The organism is Wolbachia endosymbiont (group A) of Dendrolimus pini, assembly GCF_964026835.1.
Lineage (GTDB): Bacteria > Pseudomonadota > Alphaproteobacteria > Rickettsiales > Anaplasmataceae > Wolbachia > Wolbachia pipientis.
Window position 1 is genome coordinate 266,868 of sequence record NZ_OZ034702.1, and the last position, 21,468, is coordinate 288,335.

Annotated in this window: 18 protein-coding genes and 1 pseudogene; 11 read left to right on the top strand and 8 right to left on the bottom strand. The window is 34.9% G+C overall.

All coding sequences use genetic code 11. The annotated features are described in order from the left end of the window. Window positions 1-185: 185 nt before the first annotated feature. From AAGD66_RS01240 to AAGD66_RS01250, 3 genes are read right to left on the bottom strand one after another with little or no spacing between them, the layout of a single operon-like run. Window positions 186-827: an amino acid ABC transporter ATP-binding protein gene (locus AAGD66_RS01240; protein WP_264724166.1), complete on the bottom strand. Its 642-nt coding sequence runs from the start codon at window positions 825-827 to the stop codon at window positions 186-188. Next, entirely contained in the window at window positions 811-1,458 is a 648-nt protein-coding gene (locus AAGD66_RS01245; RefSeq protein ID WP_007548901.1) for an amino acid ABC transporter permease, read from the bottom strand. The genes AAGD66_RS01240 and AAGD66_RS01245 overlap by 17 nt, the downstream gene beginning before the upstream one ends. Further along, entirely contained in the window at window positions 1,458-2,192 is a 735-nt protein-coding gene (locus AAGD66_RS01250) for a substrate-binding periplasmic protein (RefSeq protein WP_155968424.1), read from the bottom strand. The genes AAGD66_RS01245 and AAGD66_RS01250 overlap by 1 nt, the downstream gene beginning before the upstream one ends. 125 nt (window positions 2,193-2,317) lie before the next feature. Between AAGD66_RS01250 and AAGD66_RS01255 the strand changes: the two genes are divergently transcribed. Then, entirely contained in the window at window positions 2,318-2,764 is a 447-nt protein-coding gene (locus AAGD66_RS01255; RefSeq protein ID WP_155968422.1) for an arginine repressor, read from the top strand. A gap of 53 nt (window positions 2,765-2,817) precedes the next feature. Here AAGD66_RS01255 and tatC read toward each other — a convergent pair whose 3' ends face one another. After that, on the bottom strand, window positions 2,818-3,579 hold the full coding sequence (gene tatC, locus AAGD66_RS01260) for a twin-arginine translocase subunit TatC (protein WP_010962605.1): 762 nt from the start codon (window positions 3,577-3,579) through the stop codon (window positions 2,818-2,820). After that, window positions 3,576-4,673 carry a type I glyceraldehyde-3-phosphate dehydrogenase gene (locus AAGD66_RS01265; RefSeq protein WP_264724168.1) on the bottom strand — a complete coding sequence of 366 codons (1,098 nt, stop codon included), beginning with the start codon at window positions 4,671-4,673 and terminating at the stop codon, window positions 3,576-3,578. The genes tatC and AAGD66_RS01265 overlap by 4 nt, the downstream gene beginning before the upstream one ends. A gap of 919 nt (window positions 4,674-5,592) precedes the next feature. Here AAGD66_RS01265 and AAGD66_RS01275 point away from each other — a divergent pair. The 4 genes and pseudogenes from AAGD66_RS01275 to AAGD66_RS01290 all read left to right on the top strand — a co-directional run bounded on the left by AAGD66_RS01275 (window position 5,593) and on the right by AAGD66_RS01290 (window position 8,949). Then, a complete protein-coding gene (locus tag AAGD66_RS01275) occupies window positions 5,593-6,132 on the top strand; it encodes an HK97 family phage prohead protease (RefSeq protein ID WP_264724170.1) in 540 nt (179 codons plus the stop codon). Window positions 6,133-6,386: 254 nt separating this feature from the next. Continuing rightward, a complete protein-coding gene (locus AAGD66_RS01280; protein ID WP_341814491.1) occupies window positions 6,387-7,949 on the top strand; it encodes a hypothetical protein in 1,563 nt (520 codons plus the stop codon). A gap of 35 nt (window positions 7,950-7,984) precedes the next feature. Continuing rightward, a pseudogene (locus AAGD66_RS01285) lies at window positions 7,985-8,747 on the top strand (IS5 family transposase). Between the two features lie 52 nt (window positions 8,748-8,799). Beyond that, window positions 8,800-8,949: a hypothetical protein gene (locus AAGD66_RS01290; RefSeq protein ID WP_341814492.1), complete on the top strand. Its 150-nt coding sequence runs from the start codon at window positions 8,800-8,802 to the stop codon at window positions 8,947-8,949. Here AAGD66_RS01290 and AAGD66_RS01295 read toward each other — a convergent pair. Both AAGD66_RS01295 and AAGD66_RS01300 read right to left on the bottom strand, forming a co-directional pair. Beyond that, window positions 8,933-10,108, bottom strand: a complete 1,176-nt coding sequence (locus AAGD66_RS01295; protein ID WP_264724172.1) for a CCA tRNA nucleotidyltransferase — start codon at window positions 10,106-10,108, stop codon at window positions 8,933-8,935. The two genes, AAGD66_RS01290 and AAGD66_RS01295, sit on opposite strands and share 17 nt — an antisense overlap. Window positions 10,109-10,207: 99 nt before the next feature. Further along, the gene (locus AAGD66_RS01300) at window positions 10,208-11,140 is read right to left on the bottom strand and encodes a hypothetical protein (RefSeq protein WP_264724173.1); all 933 of its coding nucleotides are present in this window, start codon (window positions 11,138-11,140) and stop codon (window positions 10,208-10,210) included. Window positions 11,141-11,257: 117 nt separating this feature from the next. On the opposite strand from AAGD66_RS01300, the gene ychF reads away from it, so the two are divergent. From ychF to AAGD66_RS01325, 6 genes are all read left to right on the top strand, one after another. After that, complete coding sequence (gene ychF, locus AAGD66_RS01305) at window positions 11,258-12,352, top strand: redox-regulated ATPase YchF (protein WP_265024343.1); 1,095 nt, start codon at window positions 11,258-11,260, stop codon at window positions 12,350-12,352. Then, on the top strand, window positions 12,345-12,473 hold the full coding sequence (locus tag AAGD66_RS06970; protein ID WP_410529689.1) for a hypothetical protein: 129 nt from the start codon (window positions 12,345-12,347) through the stop codon (window positions 12,471-12,473). The genes ychF and AAGD66_RS06970 overlap by 8 nt, the downstream gene beginning before the upstream one ends. Window positions 12,474-12,619: 146 nt before the next feature. Then, window positions 12,620-13,822 carry an ankyrin repeat domain-containing protein gene (locus AAGD66_RS01310; protein ID WP_265024342.1) on the top strand — a complete coding sequence of 401 codons (1,203 nt, stop codon included), beginning with the start codon at window positions 12,620-12,622 and terminating at the stop codon, window positions 13,820-13,822. After that, complete coding sequence (locus AAGD66_RS01315; RefSeq protein ID WP_341814493.1) at window positions 13,815-15,620, top strand: pentapeptide repeat-containing protein; 1,806 nt, start codon at window positions 13,815-13,817, stop codon at window positions 15,618-15,620. The genes AAGD66_RS01310 and AAGD66_RS01315 overlap by 8 nt, the downstream gene beginning before the upstream one ends. Then, window positions 15,604-16,209, top strand: coding sequence for a guanylate kinase (gene gmk, locus AAGD66_RS01320; RefSeq protein ID WP_264724248.1), 606 nt, complete (start codon window positions 15,604-15,606; stop codon window positions 16,207-16,209). The genes AAGD66_RS01315 and gmk overlap by 17 nt, the downstream gene beginning before the upstream one ends. A gap of 294 nt (window positions 16,210-16,503) precedes the next feature. Further along, window positions 16,504-19,080, top strand: a complete 2,577-nt coding sequence (locus AAGD66_RS01325) for an ankyrin repeat domain-containing protein (RefSeq protein WP_264724178.1) — start codon at window positions 16,504-16,506, stop codon at window positions 19,078-19,080. On the opposite strand, the gene sdhA is transcribed toward AAGD66_RS01325, so the two are convergent. Next, on the bottom strand, window positions 19,052-20,851 hold the full coding sequence (sdhA, locus tag AAGD66_RS01330; protein WP_341814494.1) for a succinate dehydrogenase flavoprotein subunit: 1,800 nt from the start codon (window positions 20,849-20,851) through the stop codon (window positions 19,052-19,054). The genes AAGD66_RS01325 and sdhA overlap by 29 nt on opposite strands. Window positions 20,852-21,468: the final 617 nt, after the last annotated feature.

The window sequence follows — 21,468 nt, forward strand, 5'->3', positions numbered from 1 at the left end:
TGAGATATCGCGGCGGTATGACGTAGGAAAACCTTTCTTGGGTTAGCTATAGTTTGCTATATTATGTGATTTTATTTTTAGCATTGCTTCTTACATTATGTAATTTTGTTTTCCATAATGTATATTATGTAATTTTCGATGCTAAGATCTGTTATAGCTCTCAGTATGATATGAGTGATTCTCTTTTAATAATTATTTTTTAAATAGTTTGTTGGTTCATCAATTTCTTTAGGATTGATATCTACAATTATTTTTCCGTTTTTTAACAGAATAATCCGATTTGATATTTTTGTTAAAAAATCCAAATTGTGAGAAGCGATAATCATAGTAATACCCATATCTCTAACTGATTGTAGTAGTTCCACAACGTCGACTATTGTTGCTACATCTAAACCAGACGTTGGCTCATCGCATAATAGAATCCTTGGATTCATCATTAAGCTTCTGGCAAGCGCAACCCGCTGTTTTTGCCCACCGGATAGATTACTAGGGTAATCATTTTTTTTAGAAGCAATACCCAAAGACTCAAGTAGTGAATCACTTTGATCCTGAGTTTTGTTTTTAAGTTTGGGAGCATATGTAAGATTTTCCCAGACAGTCATATGTGGGAAAAGTTGAAAATCCTGAAATACAAAACCAGTACTATCATTGCATTCAATGCTACCAGAATCTAAAACTTCGAGTTTTTGTATACAACGTAACAATGTTGATTTACCACTACCAGAAGGACCAGCAAGACCAACTATAGATTGTTCTATAATCAGGTTAATATTATTAAGTACTGGAACATTATTAAATAATTTACAAACATTATGCATTTTTATCATATATACCTTTCTGTTCAATCTTTTTGCCTATATATTCAATTAGTAATACAAGAGCGTAATAATAAGCCCCAGCAAGACAAAGTGGTATAAAATAAGTAAATTGTTCTGCTGCAAGCATTTGCGCAGAGCGCATAATATCAACACCACCAATAGTAGAGATTAATGCCGTTTCTTTAAGGAGTGCAATGATCTCATTTATCATTGCAGGAAGAATATTTTTAATAACTTGTGGTAATATAATATCTCTCCACATATAGAAACTAGGTATTTGTAAAGTTTTAGCTGCTTCAAACTGGTTTTTTGATATAGTTTCAATACCAGCTCGTAAAATCTCAGCAATATAAGCACAGCTATTTAGACCAAATGCTATAATGCCAGCACTAAATATGTTTAATTTAATTCCTGCAATGGTTGGAGTCATAAAATAAACAACACTTAACTGTAATATAAGGGGGGTGCCACGTATTACAGATATAATTCCATTAATTAATGGAATACAGATCTTATTATATCTGAGTACTGAAAATAACCCTCCTAGACTCATACCTAAAAGCAGTCCTCCAATCAATAATTTTAAAGTAAAGGCAAGGCCTGTTCCAACAAACAAGAAATTAGAAATTAATTCTTGCATCAGTTATCTCCTAGCCATTTTTCTGCTATCTTTTGTATTACACCTTTACTTTCTAAACTTTTTAACGCCTCGTTTATTTTATCCTTTAAATCAGATCCTTTATTCACAGCAATAGAATAACCATTATCTGACTTAGCGATGGCTGACCATGATAGACCAGGATTTTTTTTGCTAAATACTTTACCTTGGAATTCATCAATTAGGACGCCATCAACATGACCAGACTTCAATGCTTCTACAGCTTGATTATTATTGTCTATAGCAATAATTTGAGCTGTTGTAGGAACATGCTCTTTTAGCCAAATTTCCATGACAGTTCCTAGTTGAACGGCTATCTTCTTGTGAGTTAAATTGTTTATACCGGCTATGGGTTTATTTTTGTGATATAGAATACCAAATTCCCCTGTATAATAACTATTTGAAAAATCAAAATTTTTTTCACGCTCTTCTGTACTACCAATAGTAGATATAGCAGCATCTACAGAATTACTTTGTAATGCTGCAAATATAGCACTAAACTGCATATCTTTAAACATTGCTTCTTTACCTAACTCTTTTGCTACTAATTGAGCAAGCTCAATGTCAAAGCCAGTAAATTTACCATTTTCATAATATTCAAAAGGTGGATAATCTGCAGAAATTGCAAATCTAATGATATTATCGTGTTTATCTTCCTTGCATCCTGTTAATAGAATACTTATCACTATAATAGCATTTAAAATATATTTTTTCATATTACTAATTTATATTCATATTTTATTCATCTTATGAATATAGACATTAAAAATTGAATAGTCAAGAAATAATGAATATAATTTCAAATATACTTATTACATATTCAATATGAGGAAAATGCATAATGCATGACAACACACTAGGTGAACATATTTTAAATATTATTCAAAATCATGAAATTTTAGAGCAGAGCGATTTACAGACCTTGCTTAAAGAAAGAGGGCACAACATTCCTCAGGCTACTTTATCAAGGAAATTAAAAAAACTTAAAATTGCCAAAGTTGCTGGTGTATATAAAGTAATCGATATCAACCAGTATCAATTACCATTGATACTTAATATGCAAATTTCGGATTTTGGTTTAATAGTACTACATACCCAACCAGGACAAGCTAGCAGTCTAGCTTACTTTTTAGATAAGAAGTATGTGCTAAATAGTAGCAACAACATAGGAATTATAGGAACTATAGCAGGTGATGATACAGTATTATTGATCATCAAAAGTAAGGCTGAACTTAACAAAGTATTACAATCAATTTATGAAACATTTCCATATTTAAGTCCTGAATAAGAATGTTGTAAGTTAAAAATGTGATATAAAGGAGATAAGAGGGATTCCTTTGTTTAAATCTTTGTCTTCTTTTTTTCAATATACCTACATATCAGAATGGACAATTCATATAGAATCAGCATAGGTATTGCAAGCCCTACTTGGCTTAATACATCAGGTGGAGTTAAGATTGCAGCGATAATAAAAATTACCACTATCGCGATTCTGCGTTTATTTGACAAACTTTGTGTAGTGAGTAACCCTACTCTCACCATTAATGTGAGTATTACTGGAATTTGAAATGCAGTGCCAAAAGCAAACATAAATTGGAGAACGAGGTCTAAATATTCGCTAACTGATGGCATAAACTCTATTGGTATACCGAAAGATTTCCCACTATGTTCAAAAGTGATGAAAAACTTCCAGGCTAAAGGAAATATATAGTAATAGACTACAGTAGCTCCCGTTACAAATAAAACCGGTGTTGCAATCAAGTATGGCAACAACACTGCCCTTTCACTTTTATATAACCCAGGTGCTAAGAACATATAAAATTGCCATGCAAACACAGGAAAAGAAAACAAAAGTGCGCTCATTATTGCAACTTGGAGATACACAAAAAATGCCTCTGTTAAGTCTGTGTAAATTAAAGAAAAACCTTCGCTACCTTTTGTTGCTTCTATTAAAGGTGCGAGTAAAAAACGGTATATATTTTCCTTAAAGTAATAACAAAAACCAAAAGCAACGCAAAAAAATAGAAAGCAAAAGATAACTCTTTTTCTGAGTTCCGCAAAGTGCTCATAAAATGAGGCGTATTTGCTTGAGTTCCAGTTCATACTTTACTATAGCTCAATAATGCTATGTCTAACATTCTCAGCGAAAAAGCCCACTCATTGTCATACCACGCTGCAACCCTGCATATATCACCTGTAACATATGTACCAGTTAAATCCACAATTGCACTATAAGGGTTATGCACAAAATCTATTGAGACTAAAGGTTCCTCGCATATAGAAAGTACATTTGACATTGGATAACCCTCTGCCATCCTAGTACCCTCTGATGTCATCCGAGTAGCTGACACTGGGATCCAGAAATTAGATTCCAGCGTCACGCGCTGGAATGACGTAGAGGAGAGAGCTGCATCCTTAAACATTTCATTGATTTCTTTAACGGTCGCTTTCTTATCAGTCGTAAATGTAAAATCAACCATAGAAACATTGCTAACCGGAACTCTGACGGCAGTGCCATCTAGCTTTCCTTTTAATTCAGGAATGACAGAACCAATTGTTTTTGCTGCCCCGGTTGTAGTTGGCACCATAGATAATCCGCAAGCCCTTGCTCTACGCAAATCTTTATGATTACCATCAAGAACATTTTGATCATTCGTGTAGGCATGTATAGTAGTCATAAAACCGCTTTTTATGCCTAAACCAGAATGTAGGACTTTCACAATCGGAGCAAGGCAATTTGTAGTGCAAGAACCTGCTGATATCACTTTATGCTCTTTTTCGAGCATATCGTTATTCACACCATAAACTATAGTGACATCAGCATCCGAAACTGGAGCAGAGACAATCACTTTCTCTGCATTGTGCCTTATTGCTTCTTCACGTTTGTTGAATGCACCAGTACATTCAAGTATTACATCAACATTCCAAGGAATATTTTCAGGGCTCCGTTCTCTATATAAAGAAAACTCTTTGCCATTTATAGAAATCCAATTTTGAGACTCATTAAAATCAATATTACCACTGAATTTGCCATGAATAGAATCATATTTAATCAAATGTGCATGCTGCTTTGCACTGAGCGATCCATTTACAGCTACAACTTCTATTTGCTCACTATACTTTTCTATTTCATAAATAGCACGCAATACGCCTCTGCCTATTCTACCCAGACCATTAATTCCTACACGAATCGTCATCTCTTCATTCAAAAAATTTAATTATAGAGGATATCACTTGATATTTCATTCTATTCTTTTGCTTTTCTATCGATATGAACATTATAGCAAGGAGACAGGGCTAAAAACTTGCTTGACAAACTCCGCCAGCCCCCTTATCATGAAACTGAAGCTATTGTATTTGCTTTCACCAATCTGCAGATTAAAAGGTAAGGATTACTTAATGTATCGGCGTCTTATGTTTAATTTTTTGCAGTATATAGATACTGTATGTCTTTACAAAACTTCATCTACATCTAGATTTTTATCTAAATAAGCTGAACGCGCTTATAAAGCGTTACAAGACATCAAAAAATGCCAATACTTGACAGAGATAGTAAAAGACTAGCTAACTCGGGGATTCTTTGTCTTTTTTTCTGCTTGGTAAATTTCTTAAACATTTGCAGCGTAGGTTAGTTGCAATTAAAAGCAGCTAAATCTTGCTTGTCAAACGTTTAAAACATAAAAAACGCCAATATTTTAAAGCAGATAATAACCCCAGGGCTTCTTTTGCCTTTTTTTTCATTTGGTAAATTTCTTAATGTTTATAGCTAAAAGAGCCCAAGAGAGGTCAATGCCCCTGTGATGTCATTCCAGTCCTTGACACTGGAATCCAGCCTTTATTATGCAGCCACTTGGTTGAAATTAAGTCTTCTGGATCCCAGTGTCAAGCACTGGGATGACAAAAAAAGGAGGCTACTCGGATGACAGGAGAAGGTACTGCCGTCATAAAGGAACCAGTTTCAGCTACTTTCATGACATCGTTGTAACATTGTACCATATTACAATTTAGCGTTTTTAGTAACTAAGAAAAGTGCTTCCCCCTTTTAGAGCACTGCATATAATAGAATTATATCGCAGTGCATTGCGAAACAAAATTCCCAATACTACAGGAGGCTTTATGAATAAGAAATTTCTCTATTCACCATTGTCAATAAAAAGCATAGGAGAAAACGGTGTATTTTCTGGTTATGCTAGCGTTTTTAATATAGTTGATAAACAAAATGATCTGATATTGCCTGGAGCATTTAAGGAAAATTTAAACAGAAATAAAATAAAACTCCTTTGGCAGCATAATCCTGACGAACCTATAGGTAGTATCATAGATATTTACGAAAATGATGTTGGTCTATATATAATTGCACATTTACTTTTGGGTATTCAGAAAGCAGAAGAAGTGTATTTGATGCTCAAAGCTGGAGCAATTAACGGACTTTCCATCGGCTATATACCTATAGAGTATGATGTTGATCATAAAAGCGGAGCTAGAGTGTTAAAACAAGTGGAATTATGGGAAGTCAGTTTGGTCACTTTTCCTGCAAACTTAGCTGCTCAGGTAATCAATGTGAAAAATCAGAACAATGAACAGGAAATGTTAGCAAGAGCGATAGAAAAAGCAAATGCTGTACTTACAAACACGTGTATTTCTGCTTATAGCTAAAGTGACTTGGTTTACCGATAATTTGAAAAACAAAAATTCGTCATCCCGCTACTTGTTAGCGGGATCTAGAGATACCGCGGCGGTATGACGTAGGAAAACTTTTCTTGGATTAGCTATAAAGTGTATTAGGTGGGCAAAGACTTTACCATAATTTGACACCTGCGTTAGTATTTATTTAACATTTACACTAACATATATAACTTTATCACTGTTAAAATTTTCTGTAAATTAAAGTTAAAAAACAAGGTAATTTTATGCCAAATATTAATAATACGGCTAATTATGAAATTAATGTTAAACGAAAGGAAAAAAAATACAGTTGGTCTACTGTATTTGCTTGGTTGTTTCTAAAAACGATTGGACGAATATTGCCCAAGAGATGGAACAGATGGGCAGAAAATATTTTGTACTACGATAAAACTACTGCAAACAATGAAGTTCAAACTGATGCTTTTAAGACAATAGATGGAAGTGTTCAAGTTGACTTAAAACCTGAAGTAGCAGTAAGAGAGAGCCAAAGTGGAGTAATAAGTAAGGATGGAGAGGTTCAAACTAATAAAGTAACATTTCACGATATAGCAATGCAGACCGAATACGTCGAAACAACGGATAAAAATAGTGATCAAGCACAGCAGGTTGAAGACTTACAATCAAAAAATGGCTTATTGGAAGTGAAAATTGAAGAATTGCGATCTATAATCATAAGGCTTAAAGCGGACTTACAATCAAAAAATAGCTCGTTAAAAAAGGAAAATAGAGAATTGCAATCTATAATTATAAGACTTAAAAAGAATTATAGAGAATTGGTAGAAGTTACAGATAAACAAGAGAAAGAGTTTTTAGTAAAGTTGAAGGCAAAATCTGAGATGATAGGGTGCCAGGGAAGAGAATTAACTGAACTCAGAGCAGAATTTACCAATAAAATAAACGAGCTTTTTGAAAGGGTGGAAGAAGTCAGGAAAGAAAAATCGAAGAAAAAAAAAGAAGAGTTACAAGAGCAAGTTGAACATCTGAATGCAAAATTAGAAAGAGCAAGAAATGTTGCAATATTTTCTATTGGAGAGCGTACAAAAACACTTGATGAAAATCTGACATTAAAAAATCAACAAATTGAAAGTTCACCAGCTAAAGATGAACAACAAAATGGGAAGTTAACAGAGAAAGATACACAAGGGCAAACAAAAACTAAAGCGCCAGATACAGTGAGTACAGTATCTACTGCAAAATCAACTACTGGTTCTATGAAGTCAAAAATTCCAAAGGGTTTATCTAAGCTTCGTGGGAATGAGAATTGCGATAAATTTTTATCTGATAAAAATAAAGAGTTGAAAAAAAGTTTTTCTGAATTTGAAAAGAAACACTTTTGCCATAACGTGCTTAATGAAACTATAAAGTCTCTATCAAATCAAGATGATGGCAAATTTGAAAGCAGTAAACTGCTTGAATTATTAGAAAGTAATTTGAAACAATCCGCAAGGGAGATCATAGAAGCTAAGGTTAAAGAAGTTGTCAACGAACATTGTAACATTGGAAAAAATATGGGTAAAGAACTACGAGATGACACGTTAAAAGCCAAGTTGTCACCTTCTGTTAGAAAATGCGTAAAAAAATTAGAATTTAACAAACAAGAAGGGGTAAATAAGATTGTAGACTCTATCTTGCACAGCTTTAATAGCAAGAATAATAATAATAACGACTCAGGAGAATTGCTTAAAGAAATTGTTACAGGAAAATTAACAGAGGCTAAAATGAAATGTTTTTCAAATAAGATTCAAGAGTTACAACTGGCATTAGGTCTTGTCGACATAAAAAAATAGTGATATAGAGTACTCTTTATTAATAGGTAAAGAGAATGCTATATGATTTAAAAGATGAGCAATGGGAGAGAATAAAAAACAGTCTGCCAGGTAAGGAAGGAGATAGAGGAAGAAGCGCAAAAGATAACAGGAGATTCGTAGCTGCAATAATGTGGATAGGTAGAACAGGAGCAACATGGAGAGCATTGCCGGCTGAGTATGGAAAATGGTCAAGTGTACATAAACGTTTTATAAGGTGGGCAAAATCTGGTGTTTGGCAGATGATTTTCAACACATTAGCTGTTAATGGAGACACAGAGTGGCTCATGATAGACTCAACAATAATCAGGGCACATCAACATGCTGCTGGTGCAAGAAAAAAATGTGGAAACTGGTAGACAAGAACAAGAGCTGGGACGGTGCAAAGGAGGATTTTCAAGCAAATTACACGCTGCTTGTGATGCTTTGGGCAACCCACTGAGATTCTTTGTTACTGCAGGGCAAAGATCGGATTACGTAAAAGCTTTAGACCTGATAGAAGGCAAGAACATGGAGGCACTTATTGCCGATAAAGGGTATGACGCAAATTATATGATTGAGGCTGCAGAAGCTGTAAATGCTGAGCCAGTAATCCCACCGCGTTCCAACAGAAAAACACCAAGAGAATATGACAAAGAATTGTATAAAGAGAGAAACTTAATCGAAAGGATGTTCAACAAAATCAAGCACTTCCGCAGAGTTGCTACACGCTACGACAAATTGGCCATAGCTTTTCTGTCTTTTGTTCACATTGCTGGCATTTATCTTTGGTTAAAATAAATGTCGACACTGCCTAAGCATAAGAGATAAATTTTTATCTCCAGATCAGGGAATGTGTAATCAAACTCAAGGAGGAGTAAACGAATATCAATTAACAGAAAAAGCTAAAAAAGAATACACACCTAATTCCTCGATGAGTCACACTAATATTGCAAGCATACATTCATTGAACAGTCGGAAAGCAGTTAGAATAGGCCCTTAGCATAAAGCACCAGCTCCTCTTTTGTTAAAGTGTAGGAGCTATCTTCCCAATGTTGTTTTAGCAATTCCAAGTTTCTACCTAAACTTTTTCCTGGCTGGTGACCTATACTTATTAAATCATCGCCAGATAAAGGAAATTTTGGAATATTGAATGTGTTAGCAAATGAAATGTATTCATCAACATTTTCTCCAGACTCAACACCACAAATTTTCACTAAATCACAATATAATTCTCTACCAAATAAAGATATGTATTTTTTTTGCTCTTTTTCTGAGAGTTCTGTTTTGATATCGTTGGATAGTAAAAATAGCAGCTTTTTCTTTTGCTTGTTCGAAAGACGTAAAAATTTGCTTACATATTCTCCAAGACTTAGCCTGTCATTTTTTTTAGTAGTCCTAAGGAGTAACGCTAATTTTACTAGTGCATCAGTGCCCAAAAGAAGTGACGAAGACAGAATTTCGCATTTTACTTCTTTTGGGATAATCTTTTGCAAAACATCAGATTCTTGCATGCTCTTAAGTGTTGGAAAAGGATCATTGCACTCCAGCAATTTAAGTATTTCATCTCTTATTCTCTCTCCAGAGAGGTTTTGAATCATATGCGAATGCTTTTTGCATACGTTTAGTATTTCATCACTCAAATCTCCGACACATATTTTTGCATGAAAACGAAATGCTCTTAAAATACGTAGATAGTCTTCTTTAATTCTATCTTCAGCGTTGCCTATAAAGTTTAACCTTCGCGCTTTTAAGTCCTCTATACCACCAAAGTAGTCATATATATGGCCATGCTTATCTGCATACAGAGCATTAAATGTAAAGTCGCGCCTTGAAGCATCCGCTTGCCAATTATTGGTAAATTCTACTTTTGCATGCCTACCATCACATTTCACATCATGCCTTAGTGTTGTGATCTCAAAAGATCTTTGATTTAGAACCGCAGTGATAGTTCCATGTTTTAAGCCAGTTGGAATAGTTTTAATATTACGGAGTTTTAGCGCTTTAATCGTTTGATTGGGAAGCAAATTAGTAGCTAAATCGATGTCGTGGACATCACGCTGCAAAATTGAGTCTCTCACACACCCGCCGACAAGCCTAGCCTCACCACCAAATTCCTCTATGGCATCAATAATTAAACTAGTCTCATGGTCAACTTGCATTTAGGTTAGTACGTACTGCAAGCTCATATTATATGAAATGCTTGCAAAAGCCCTATATAAAAATATACAGGGCTATGAAGATTTATTTTACACTTCCAATTATGATATTTGTTGTTGATGAAATGTTTTTTCTGTTCTTGATTCCTCCATACTACATCTTGGTAAACTTGAAGGGTTTTGCTCTTCAGAGCACTCTATGCGCTGCTTTATCTCACTAACGCACTGCTCTACAACATCACCAATTTTTCCATCAGCATTTTCTGCCAATAACTTATCAAATCCCTTTTCAACCTCTGCTCTCTCAGAGATATCCTTTGAAAGGTTACAATATTCTAAGATCTCGTCTAGCTGCAGTTTTTTTGCTAATAGGAAATCTTCTTGTTCTTGCTCTTGTTTAAGTTTGGTTTCCTCTTGCAGTTGTTTTGCTAAACTTTTATTTCTATCAAGCAATGGTTCGAAATGCAATCCGCCTTTGTTTATTATATGCACAATACTACTATCATCATAATCAACTTTATTGTATTCACCTGCACTTTTTGAACCTGAATTGTCTATTAATTCATGCAAAGACAGATCTTGGTTATCAACAGTCTGGTTCTCTATAACATGTAGCTTTACCTTATACTTTTCACAAAGTATTCTGCCTTCAACGTCAGGATCACCCCACCTACTGTTACGCATAATGTCTGCTGTATAATCATCTACAGTTTCACTACGGTGCTGGCCATTGTTATCATGACTATTGACAATTGCATTTGTAAACCACTTTGGTGGATTCTTTTGCGCAAATTCCCTACAATCATTTCTTAATTTTTCGGCAGTAACTTGCTCTCCTGTCTGTTGTTCTAGACTTTGCCTGAACGAGTCAAAAAAACAGCTTCCATTACCAATTGCTTGCCCTACATAGAAATTGTCAGGGTAAGGGTTACTATTTAAAAGAGTTATTTCTTGCCCTGAGATCCTGGGCCTTTTTATTCCAACCTCAACACCATGAAAGTCACTTGGTAGTTTCCGTTTCTTAGATGTAGTCATAGTTTTACCTTAATTTAAGCTATATATTACTATACCAACAAAATTGTCAATAAGCGACTAACTAAGTATAGCAGAAATTTTTAAATTATGCAATAGTTATAATTTTACATAGCAAATATGAGTTTTAACTGCGGTATAGTTGGGTTACCAAACATAGGAAAATCAACCTTATTTAATGCGCTTACAGAGTCAAGTGCAGCCGAAGCTGCAAATTATCCTTTTTGCACAATCGAGCCAAATATAGGCAAGATTTCGATAAAAGATCAACGTTTGAAACAAATCGCAGCAATTGCAGGCTCAGAGAAGGTAATCTACAACCAATTAGAAGTTGTAGATATTGCAGGTCTGGTAAAGGGTGCGAGCAAAGGCGAAGGGCTCGGCAATAAATTTTTAAGCCATATCAGAGAAGTTGATGCCATCGTTCATCTGCTCAGGTGCTTTACGGATGACGATATCAGCCATATACACAGTAAAATAGATCCAATATCAGATGCTGAAGTGGTAGAAATGGAATTAATCCTAGCTGATATTGATAGCATAGAAAAAAGGCTTCCTCAATTGGAAAAGAAAGCAAAGCAAGGTGATAAAGAGCTAAAGAGACAACTTGAATTAATGCAAGAGGTACTGGCTACTTTAAAATCAGGTAGACCTGCAAGAAGTTTGGAGAATATCGATGGAGATGAGATGAAGTTGCTTCAATTGCTGACAACAAAGCCCGTTATGTACGTTTGCAATGTTGAAGATACAAATGTTATAACTGGCAATGAATTATCTAAAAAGGTAGAGAGAATGGCAGAGGAAAATAAAAGCAAATTTTATTGCATTTCAGCAAAACTCGAAGCAGATATTGCAAATCTTGATAGTGAAGAGGAAAAACAGAGTTTTTTATCAGAATTTGGCTTACAAGAATCAGGGCTTGATGGAGTAGCGCGTATTATGTATGAAGTGCTGAGTATGATAACTTTCTTTACTGTAGGGCCAAAAGAAGCACGAGCTTGGCCAGTAAAAATAGGGTCAACAGCCGATAAAGCAGCAGGTGTAATCCACACTGATTTTGAGAAAGGCTTTATAAAAGCAGAAACGATAGGCTTTGCAGACTACATAAAGTATGGAAGTGAACCGGCTTGTAAAGACGCAGGAAAAATTCGCTTTGAAGGCAGAGATTACATCGTGCAAGATGGTGATATAATGCACTTTAGGTTTAATGTGTAGTTTATTATGCAGCCACTTATTTAAAGTTAAGTTTTCTGGATCCCAGTGTCTGGGCACTGGGATGACATCCTCCCTAGCGGAGATTGCTCTCAAATCACAATGTTCGTACAGTAAGCACTGACCACTTTGCTTCAATATTTGCGATGCCCCTGAACAGATACAAAAAATCTATTGTTTTTTTATAAATTAAATCCTAAGGCATTTTTTACTGTAGATTAATCATTTGATTATAGTATCATTTTAATTAAGCTTATGCTTGGGATATTTATGAAGAATATTTTATATTTTATATTATTAGCTGTCGTATTCGGATCACCCATCCTGTTTGCCGTAGAGCAGCTTGAAGAAAAGAAAATTGGGTCAGTTCATAAAAACGAAAATGTAGGTGCAAGAAAGCAAGATTTACTGAGCAGCACAAATCAAAAAGATGAGTTGAAAAGCAACGTCGATGCTAAACAAACACAAGAAGCTGAGAGCAAAAGATTAGACGGCACTACCGATAAAGAGAAACTGCAACACAACGAGAACAAAGCTTTCGTGGTTGAAAAAACTATAAGTGAAGGTGAAAGGATTGATAAAGATTTGCCAAATGACCAGCTAGAAGGAAGCACAGACAAATTTGCTCAAAATTTACCAAATGTGGCCAATAAAGAAGTGAATAAAGATTTGAAACCAGAGCCTTTGCCTTTAAGTGCTGATTTAAATGAGAATACAGCTAACCCGCAAAAAAATCTACAAGCTGATCAGAAGATCGATATAAAAGATAATGAACTTTCAAAAAGTGATGCGAGTCAATTATTAGAGGGAAAAAAAGAAAAAGTAGAGAATCAGTCTGAAGAAAAAAAAGTGAAAGAAACAAACAGTAATTCCAAGGACCGCAATAGAGTAAAACCTATAACTAAAAAAGATGAAGAAGAGCAAAGTGAAAAGAAAAGTTTACAAAAATGGACAAAGCTAAACAGAGAACCAATAAAAGAATGGGGTCATAAAGACATACAAAGCAAGTCAATATATAAACGACAATATGATAGCCTTAATGAGCATCTTCCTACAACTGTGTTTATTGATGATTACAGTAAGCAATTTTTTTACTGCATTAAGAAGAACAACTTAACTTGCTTAAGAGGAGTAATAAGTAAGCTAGAAAAAATTGGATTAACAATTCAAGAGATACTAAGATTTAGAAATAAATTGGGTGATACTCCTCTCATTTATTCAGTTAAACAAGGTGAGGTAGACATAGTGCGCTTTCTCTTATTACAAGGTGCTGATCTTAGAGTAGTTAATAATAATTTTCAATCCCCAATTGATATAGCAATCGAAAAAAAGCAGGTCAAGATAATAAATGCGATTGCCGAAATGATGCCACACCTTTTGGAGGATAGAAAAATAGACAATAAAGAAAGCTCAGCAATGTACGATTGGGCTGTGAAAACGAAAGAAATACAGTGCGATAAGCAAGATGATTAGATTTTTGATATTAATTTTAGTTGGTCATTTATGTTATGGAAACGAAATAAATGATGAAAAAAATCCGATTAGTGATTTTTTAAACGCTCTGCATGATGTAAAATATGTATCTTACAGCAAAAAAGACTTTGCTGAATTTTTGGTGCAGTGCCACAAAGAGGGCGTGCCAGAAGATTTTAAGAAAGGTTTTGGTTCTAACTTAAATGGAGCTAATTTTAGTCAATTATATCTCAATAAATCTGTTTTTGATGGAGTAAGTCTAATTGGTGCTGATTTTTCTAACACCGATTTATCAGATGTGTCTTTCATTGATGTTGATTTACGTGGTGCTAATTTCTCCAATGCTAATTTACATGGCATTAAAATAAAAGGTACAAATTTGAGTTTTACAAAATTTGTTTCTGCAAATTTAACAGATATCGTATTTGACCAGTCTAATGTTAGTTATGCTGATTTTATCAGTTCCGATCTCAAAAAAGTAAGTATGCACAATGTAATTGGTGTGCATACTAATTTCTCGAATGTGAAAATGAGTTTTTCTAGCTTATCAAACTCGAATGTTAGCTACGTAAATTTTAGTGATAGTGAAATAAACGATACCGTTATGCAGAAAAACAACCTTGATAATGCAAGTTTCTTTGGAGTGGATGCATATAAATTAAAGATACAATTTTCTTCATTAAAAAATGCTAACATATATGGTGCAGAGTTAAAAGAATCAGACTTTACAGGTAGCAATCTTTCCGATGCCTGCATTAATTCTTCTATCATAATTAACAGTAACTTCGACGAGGCTAATTTAAGCAACACACAAATTTCCTATGTGAATGACGATAATTCAAGTTTTGTTCAATCTATACTAAATGGTTCCAAGATAAAACATGCATATGTTTCTGAAGCAAATCTTCATGATGCTGATTTATCCAATATTGATTTTAGTTTTAGTGAACTGCATCAAGTTAATGTCTCTAATGCTGACATTCGTCACGGAAAGTTTCATAATACTAAAGTTGCAAATTCTAACATGAATGGCTCATTTTTTGACCATTCACTATTCACCTCTGCGAAGATAGAAGATTCAGACCTTTCTACAACTTCAATGTATAAGATAAAAATCCAAGACTCTCAAGTTTATAACAGTACACTTTCTCGCCATAATATTGATTCCAGTGAAATAGAAAATTCAACATTCTTTAATTTATTAGCTGATAATTCGAGCTGGTCCAATTTAAAAGTAACTAATTCAAATTTTATTGAAAGCGATTTCAGATCTTCTTTGCTTCACGCTAATGCCTTTAGGAAAACTAGTTTTTTTCTTAGCAATTTGAGTAATTCAACAATTAGTGATATGTCTTTTCTCTCTTCAAGCATATATAAAAGTTCAGTTGTTGATGCTCACTTAACAGGTTGCAAATTTGATAATTCAATTTTGATTGACAATAAAGGACAGAAAAAACTTGCAGGTTCAGAAAATGCTATAACTTCGATTAAAGATTTGCAAGAGAAAATATCACAGGGTGAAAAATTTAATGTAAATTATTCTTACTTTGAATTTAAGAATATGAATTTAGAAAATGCCGATTTTTCTAATTCAACATTGAGTAGAGCAAAGTTTGTAAACGTTAATTTGAATAAGGCAAATTTTGAAAAGACCGATTTGCGCTATACTGTCTTTGATAACTCTTCTCTCATTGGCACCAACTTATCAAATTCTAATTTAGAAGGTTCTAGCTTTTTAAACTCTGATCCAAAAAGCACCATGTTAAAAAATGCAAAGAAAAATGACCGTAAAAAGTGAGGGCGTATTATTGGTTCTATCCTCCCCTTCTGGAGCTGGAAAAACTACTATATCAGCAAAATTACTTGAGCAATCAACTAATTTAGTTAGGTCTGTTTCTATGACTACGCGCAAGCCTCGCCCCGGCGAAATAAATGGAAAAGACTATTTTTTCGTTACCGAAGAAAAATTTCACGAGTTATGCAAAGCTGGCCAAATGCTTGAATACGCCAAAGTTTTTGAGAATTTTTATGGTATACCAAGAAATTTTATAGAGCAAAACTTAAGCAATGGAATAAGCGTTTTACTCAGCATAGACTGGCAAGGAGCATTTCACTTATTCAAGCTCATGAGAAAAAAAGTTGTGAGTGTTTTTATACTTCCCCCTTCAATGAAAGAACTTAGGTTGCGTTTGCAAAAGCGTAATAGTGATGATGCAAGCGAAATAGAGCGCAGATTAGCCGAAGCTCAAAAAGAGATAAGCAAACGTGATAAATATGATTATGTAATAATCAATGATGATATTGATAAAAGTGTAGAAGAGATAAGCTCCATACTAAATAAAGAAAGACTTAAAAAACTAAAAGAAAAACCAAGTCTGGAAGACTGATAAAAACATCAATTTGGATATTTGCAGCTATAGTTTCTTATCCTATTTTAGCCAGTAGCACGTTTCGCAGTTTAGCTATATTTATTATTTTTTAAGATTAAATGGTTAAAATAGTAGCAACTGTTCAAGTGAGGTTTAACTATGACGGCAAATTTTCTCACAGAAATTAATTTTCTGCCTTTCCACCTATATTTTGATCACATATACAACGTTTAGCTCAATTTAAAAGTCAAACTTCTTGGTTGTTAGTTTAGTGCTGACAACTTAAATAGCTTTTAATATTGAGGTTTTAGTATGGGTATAGATATAACTGCACTAACTACTAATGCAGATAAATTAGGTGAATGCATAGATAAAAATAAAAAGCAAGAGCAGGATAGAAAAGACGAGCAATTGCACTGCACTATAGAGAGAAAGGTAAAAAAAGAAGAACACAAGCGTGAAAAACCAAGAGGTCAAGATGGAACCCTCAAGAAGTGTAAAAGGTTATTTGAAAAAGATGCTAGTCCTGAAGTATTAACTAAATTAGAAGAATCACTTAGAGAACAAGAAAAATATTATAGGTATTATGTCCAATGCTTTCTTCCAGTGCTAGATAAAGCAATAGAACGATCGAAAAAAATATCAAATGAAACAAAAGAGCGAGTAAAGCAAGCAATTTCAGAAATTACTTATAATAGCAAATATTGTAACCAAAATGATCGTAGGGACAGTGGAATTGAAAGTGACTACAGTAGCGATGCTGGTGATGATTATGAGAAACATTCAATCAGTAACCCTAATACAGCAAATGAAGATCAAGAAGTAGAGAAAAGCAACGAAATAACAAATAGCAATGCTCTATTACTAAAAGCGATCAAAAATGGAAATAACAGGAAATTTGAAAAATATCTAAAAGATTGTACGGATATTAGCAGCATAAAAGATGAAAAAGGAAACAATATTTTACACCTTATCGTATCGTTGGAAAAGAAACAGAAACGCAAGTTTCTAGGTATTCTAATAAAAACGGTCACCAAGAAAGATCTAGCACAACTCATTAATAGTGAAAATCAGACCCCTCTTCAGGTGGCACTAATTAACAAGATAACAAAAGAAAAACATGAGTCTCACACAATCCAAGATAACGATAACACACTTAAGTTTCTTACAAAATTGTTAGAGCATGGAGCCAGCCATGATCAGTTAGAATTACCTGAGGAAAGCTTAAAAAAATTGTCTAAGGGGCAAAATGAATACTATTGTAAATTTTTAAAGAAATTAGCTAAAAAGGCTGAGCTAAAGCAGGAAATAAAAATCAAGACAGAAGCAAAAGTTAAAGAAATTGTAGCACATACCATAAATACTCCAGATAGTAATGATAATTATCTATTACATCCAGTAATTAAAAATAGTGATAAAAAACTTTTTAAAGAACTATTGGAAAAAGGTGCGGATATTAGCCTTAAAGACACAGATGGTAACAATGCTTTACACTTGATTGTTAAACCTGAAACAAAACAAAAACTTAAACTTCTCAATATATTGCTAGAAACAGGCCAAAAAGAACAATTTATAAAAGCTGTAAATGATAAAAAAGAAGGGCAAACACCGCTCCATCAGATACTCCAGCGCATACAAGAGAAGAGTGAGAACCGATCACTTAAGAAATTTGAAAAAACTAAAAGGTATGAAACCCTAGAACTATTGCTAAAAAACGGTGCAGATATTACTGTGCAAGATAAAGATGGAAAAAATGCTCTGCACTATATTGCTTTACTAAAAGGAGAACAAAAAGTTACATGTTTAGAGTTGATTTCAAATAAAGATGATGCTGTAAATACTACTAACAAGGAAGGGCAAACACCGCTCCATCAGGTACTCCAGCGCATACAAGAAAAGAGTAAAGAACCTTCATTGAAAAATAAAATAAAGAATGTAATAAAAAAAGAATTTAAGGATACTGGCAGGTATAAAACCTTAGAGTTATTTCTACAAAATGGTGCAGATATTACTGTGCAAGATAAAGATGAAAAAAATGCTCTGCACTATATTGCTTCATTCAAAGGAGAACAAAAAGTTACATGTTTAGAGTTGATTTTAAATTCGGTGGAAAAAGAGAAATTTAGTAAAGCTGCAAACGCCGCTAACGAAAAAGAACGCACACCACTACAAGTAGCGCTAATTACTAAGACGACAAAAGATAAACATAATTTGGTCAATCCTAAGAGCCGTGATAACACGATCAAGTTCTGTGTAAAATTATTGCAAAATGGTGTTGACCCAAAGCAGTTAATACTACCCGAAAGATTATGGAGCAAAGAGTATTATAAAACTATAAAAGGAATAGAGAAATCAATGGGTAGAGCGCTTATTCCAGATGATATGAGAACTGAACTGAAGTGCAACTTTGGCAGGAAGTTAAAAGCACGCGATATTGTGAAGTACATCAATAATGTTGCTTGTAAAGCAGTGACAACGCTTGTATTTGCTGCTTTAGCCTGTGCAGCAATATTCAGTGCTTCTCAAGGAATTATTACAATTGCAACTGCCTCATCTATTATAGCAGTTATTGGAGTTTGTTATCTTATTTACTTGAATTTAGAAAATATTTATGAAGGATTTGGAAAAATTAAAGGAAAGTTTACTGAAGAAAAGCAACTTACACTTCAAGATAATGCACCAAAAAATGATACACAATGCAATAACTCTGTTAAAGATATAGAAAATAAGTCCAACGATTTAGAAGAGCAAGAGGTGCAAAAATCATCAAATCAATCAGAGCATACTGAGAGTCCTCCAGACACTAAAATGAGTGCCATATCAATAAAACTCGTTGAAAAATTGTGTAGGGATAGTGTAACTAGTAAACCCTCTTCTCTGGCGCTATGAAATCAATCTCACCGCTCAGAGTTTTTTCAGCCACTTTTTTATAATCAATTTTTACGTTAATTTGCCCTTTCTTTTCTTCAAGCCACGCTATAGTGTGCTTCATCCAGTTTTTGTCATCACGTTCAGGAAAGTCTTCACGAGCATGGGCACCTCTGCTTTCCTCGCGATTAGCTGCGCATTCCATGGTAATAACCGCTTGTGGGATCATGTTAGCAAGCTCCAGTGCTTCAACTAAATCACTATTCCACATCATACTGCGATCCTCAAGTGAAATATCAGGCATCATTTTTGCTACCTTTTTTATAGCTTTTTTGCCTTCTTCTAAAACTTCAGCAACACGGAAAACTGATGCGTATTTTTGCATAGTGTTCTGCATTTCACCGCGTATTTTTGCTACTTTTAGCCCACCGGAGGCAAATCGCATTTTATTAAATCTATCTACTATCCAGTCTGTGCAGTCTGAATGCAATTTTTTATGTGGTGTACCGGATTTTAGTTTCTCTCTTGCTCTGAGCGCTGCAGCTCTGCCAAAAACCACAAGATCAAGAAGCGAGTTAGAACCAAGTCGATTTGCACCGTGCACAGAGACGCACGCAGCTTCTCCAATTGCAAATAGTCCATCTACCACTTCTTCCTTACCTTGCTTCAGCGTGATCACTTCTCCATAATAATTGGTTGGAATGCCACCCATGTTATAGTGAACAGTCGGAATGACCGGTATTGGATCTTTAGTGACATCAACTCCAGCAAAAGTTCTTGCGGTTTCGCTGATGCCCGGCAATCTGAGTTTTATTACTTCCGGATCAAGATGCGCTATAGTTAAATACATATGATCTTTTTTTGGTCCAACCCCCCTTCCCTCTCTAATTTCAATTGTTATTGCGCGACTTACCACATCACGGGAAGCTAAATCTCTTGCTTTTGGTGCGTAACGTTCCATAAACTTCTCGCCCTGAGAATTAACGAGGTACCCCCCTTCACCACGGCATCCTTCTGTCATCAAGCACCCTGAGCCATATATTCCTGTTGGATGAAATTGTACAAATTCCATATCTTCAAGTGGTAATCCAGCCCTTACTACCATGCCATTACCATCACCTGTGCAGGTATGCGCACTTGTTGCAGAGAAATAAACACGTCCATATCCACCTGTTGCTAACACCACTCTATGCGCACGAAATCTATGTAATGTGCCGTCGCATAGCGACCAAGCAAGAACTCCGCAGCATGTTTCGCTATCCATAATTAAATCAATCACAAAGTATTCAACAAAAAATTCAGCGTTGAATTTAAGACACTGCTGATATAGAGTGTGAAGGATTGCGTGCCCAGTCTTATCTGCTGCCGCACAAGTGCGCTGCGCTGATTTTCCTTTACCAAAGTGAGTTGTCATTCCACCAAAGGAACGCTGGTATATTTTGCCATCTTCTGTACGAGAAAAAGGTACGCCAAAATTTTCAAGTTCAATAACAGCTTTAGCAGCGTTTTTACACATATATTCTATTGCATCTTGATCACCAAGCCAGTCTGAACCTTTTATTGTGTCATATGCATGCCAGCGCCAATCGTCTTCACCGATATTACCTAAAGCTGCACTAATTCCGCCTTGTGCTGCAACTGTATGACTTCGTGTAGGGAAAATTTTAGAAATGCAGGCAACTGAAAAATTAGTTGCAGCCATCCCAAGCGTTGCTCTGAGCCCTGCTCCACCTGCACCTACTACTACCACGTCATACTCATGTTCTATGATCTCATACGCTGACTTATCCATATTTACTTATTTTATCATTACAGGCTTATGATATCACAGAAGTAGAAAAAATCTATACAAGTTTTCTATAGTTAAGACGTCATGCCGCCGCGGCGCTAACAAGTAGCGGGATGACAGCAATCCTACGTCATACCGCCGCAGTATCTCAGCCACTAACACGTAGCGGGATGACGAGCTTATTGTCATGCCGCCGCGAACCGTCATACCGCCACGAACCGTCATACCGCGATTCATTCGCGGTATCTCTAGATCCCGCTGGGATGACGATTGTCGTTTAGCTATAAACATTAAGAAATTTACCAAACGAAAAAAAAGGCAAAAGAAGCCCCGTGGTTATTATCCGCTTTAAAATATTGGCGTTTTTTATGTTTTAAACGCTTGACAAGCGAAATTCAGCTGCTTTTAATTGCAACTAACCTACGCTGCAAATGTTTAAGAAATTTACCAAGCAGAAAAAAAGACAAAGAATCCCCGAGTTAGCTAGTCTTTTACTATCTTTGTCGAGTATTGGCATTTTTTGATGTCTTGTAACGCTTTATAAGCGCGTTCAGCTTATTTAGATAAAAATCTAGATGTAGATGAAGTTTTGTAAAGACATACAGTATCTATATACTGCA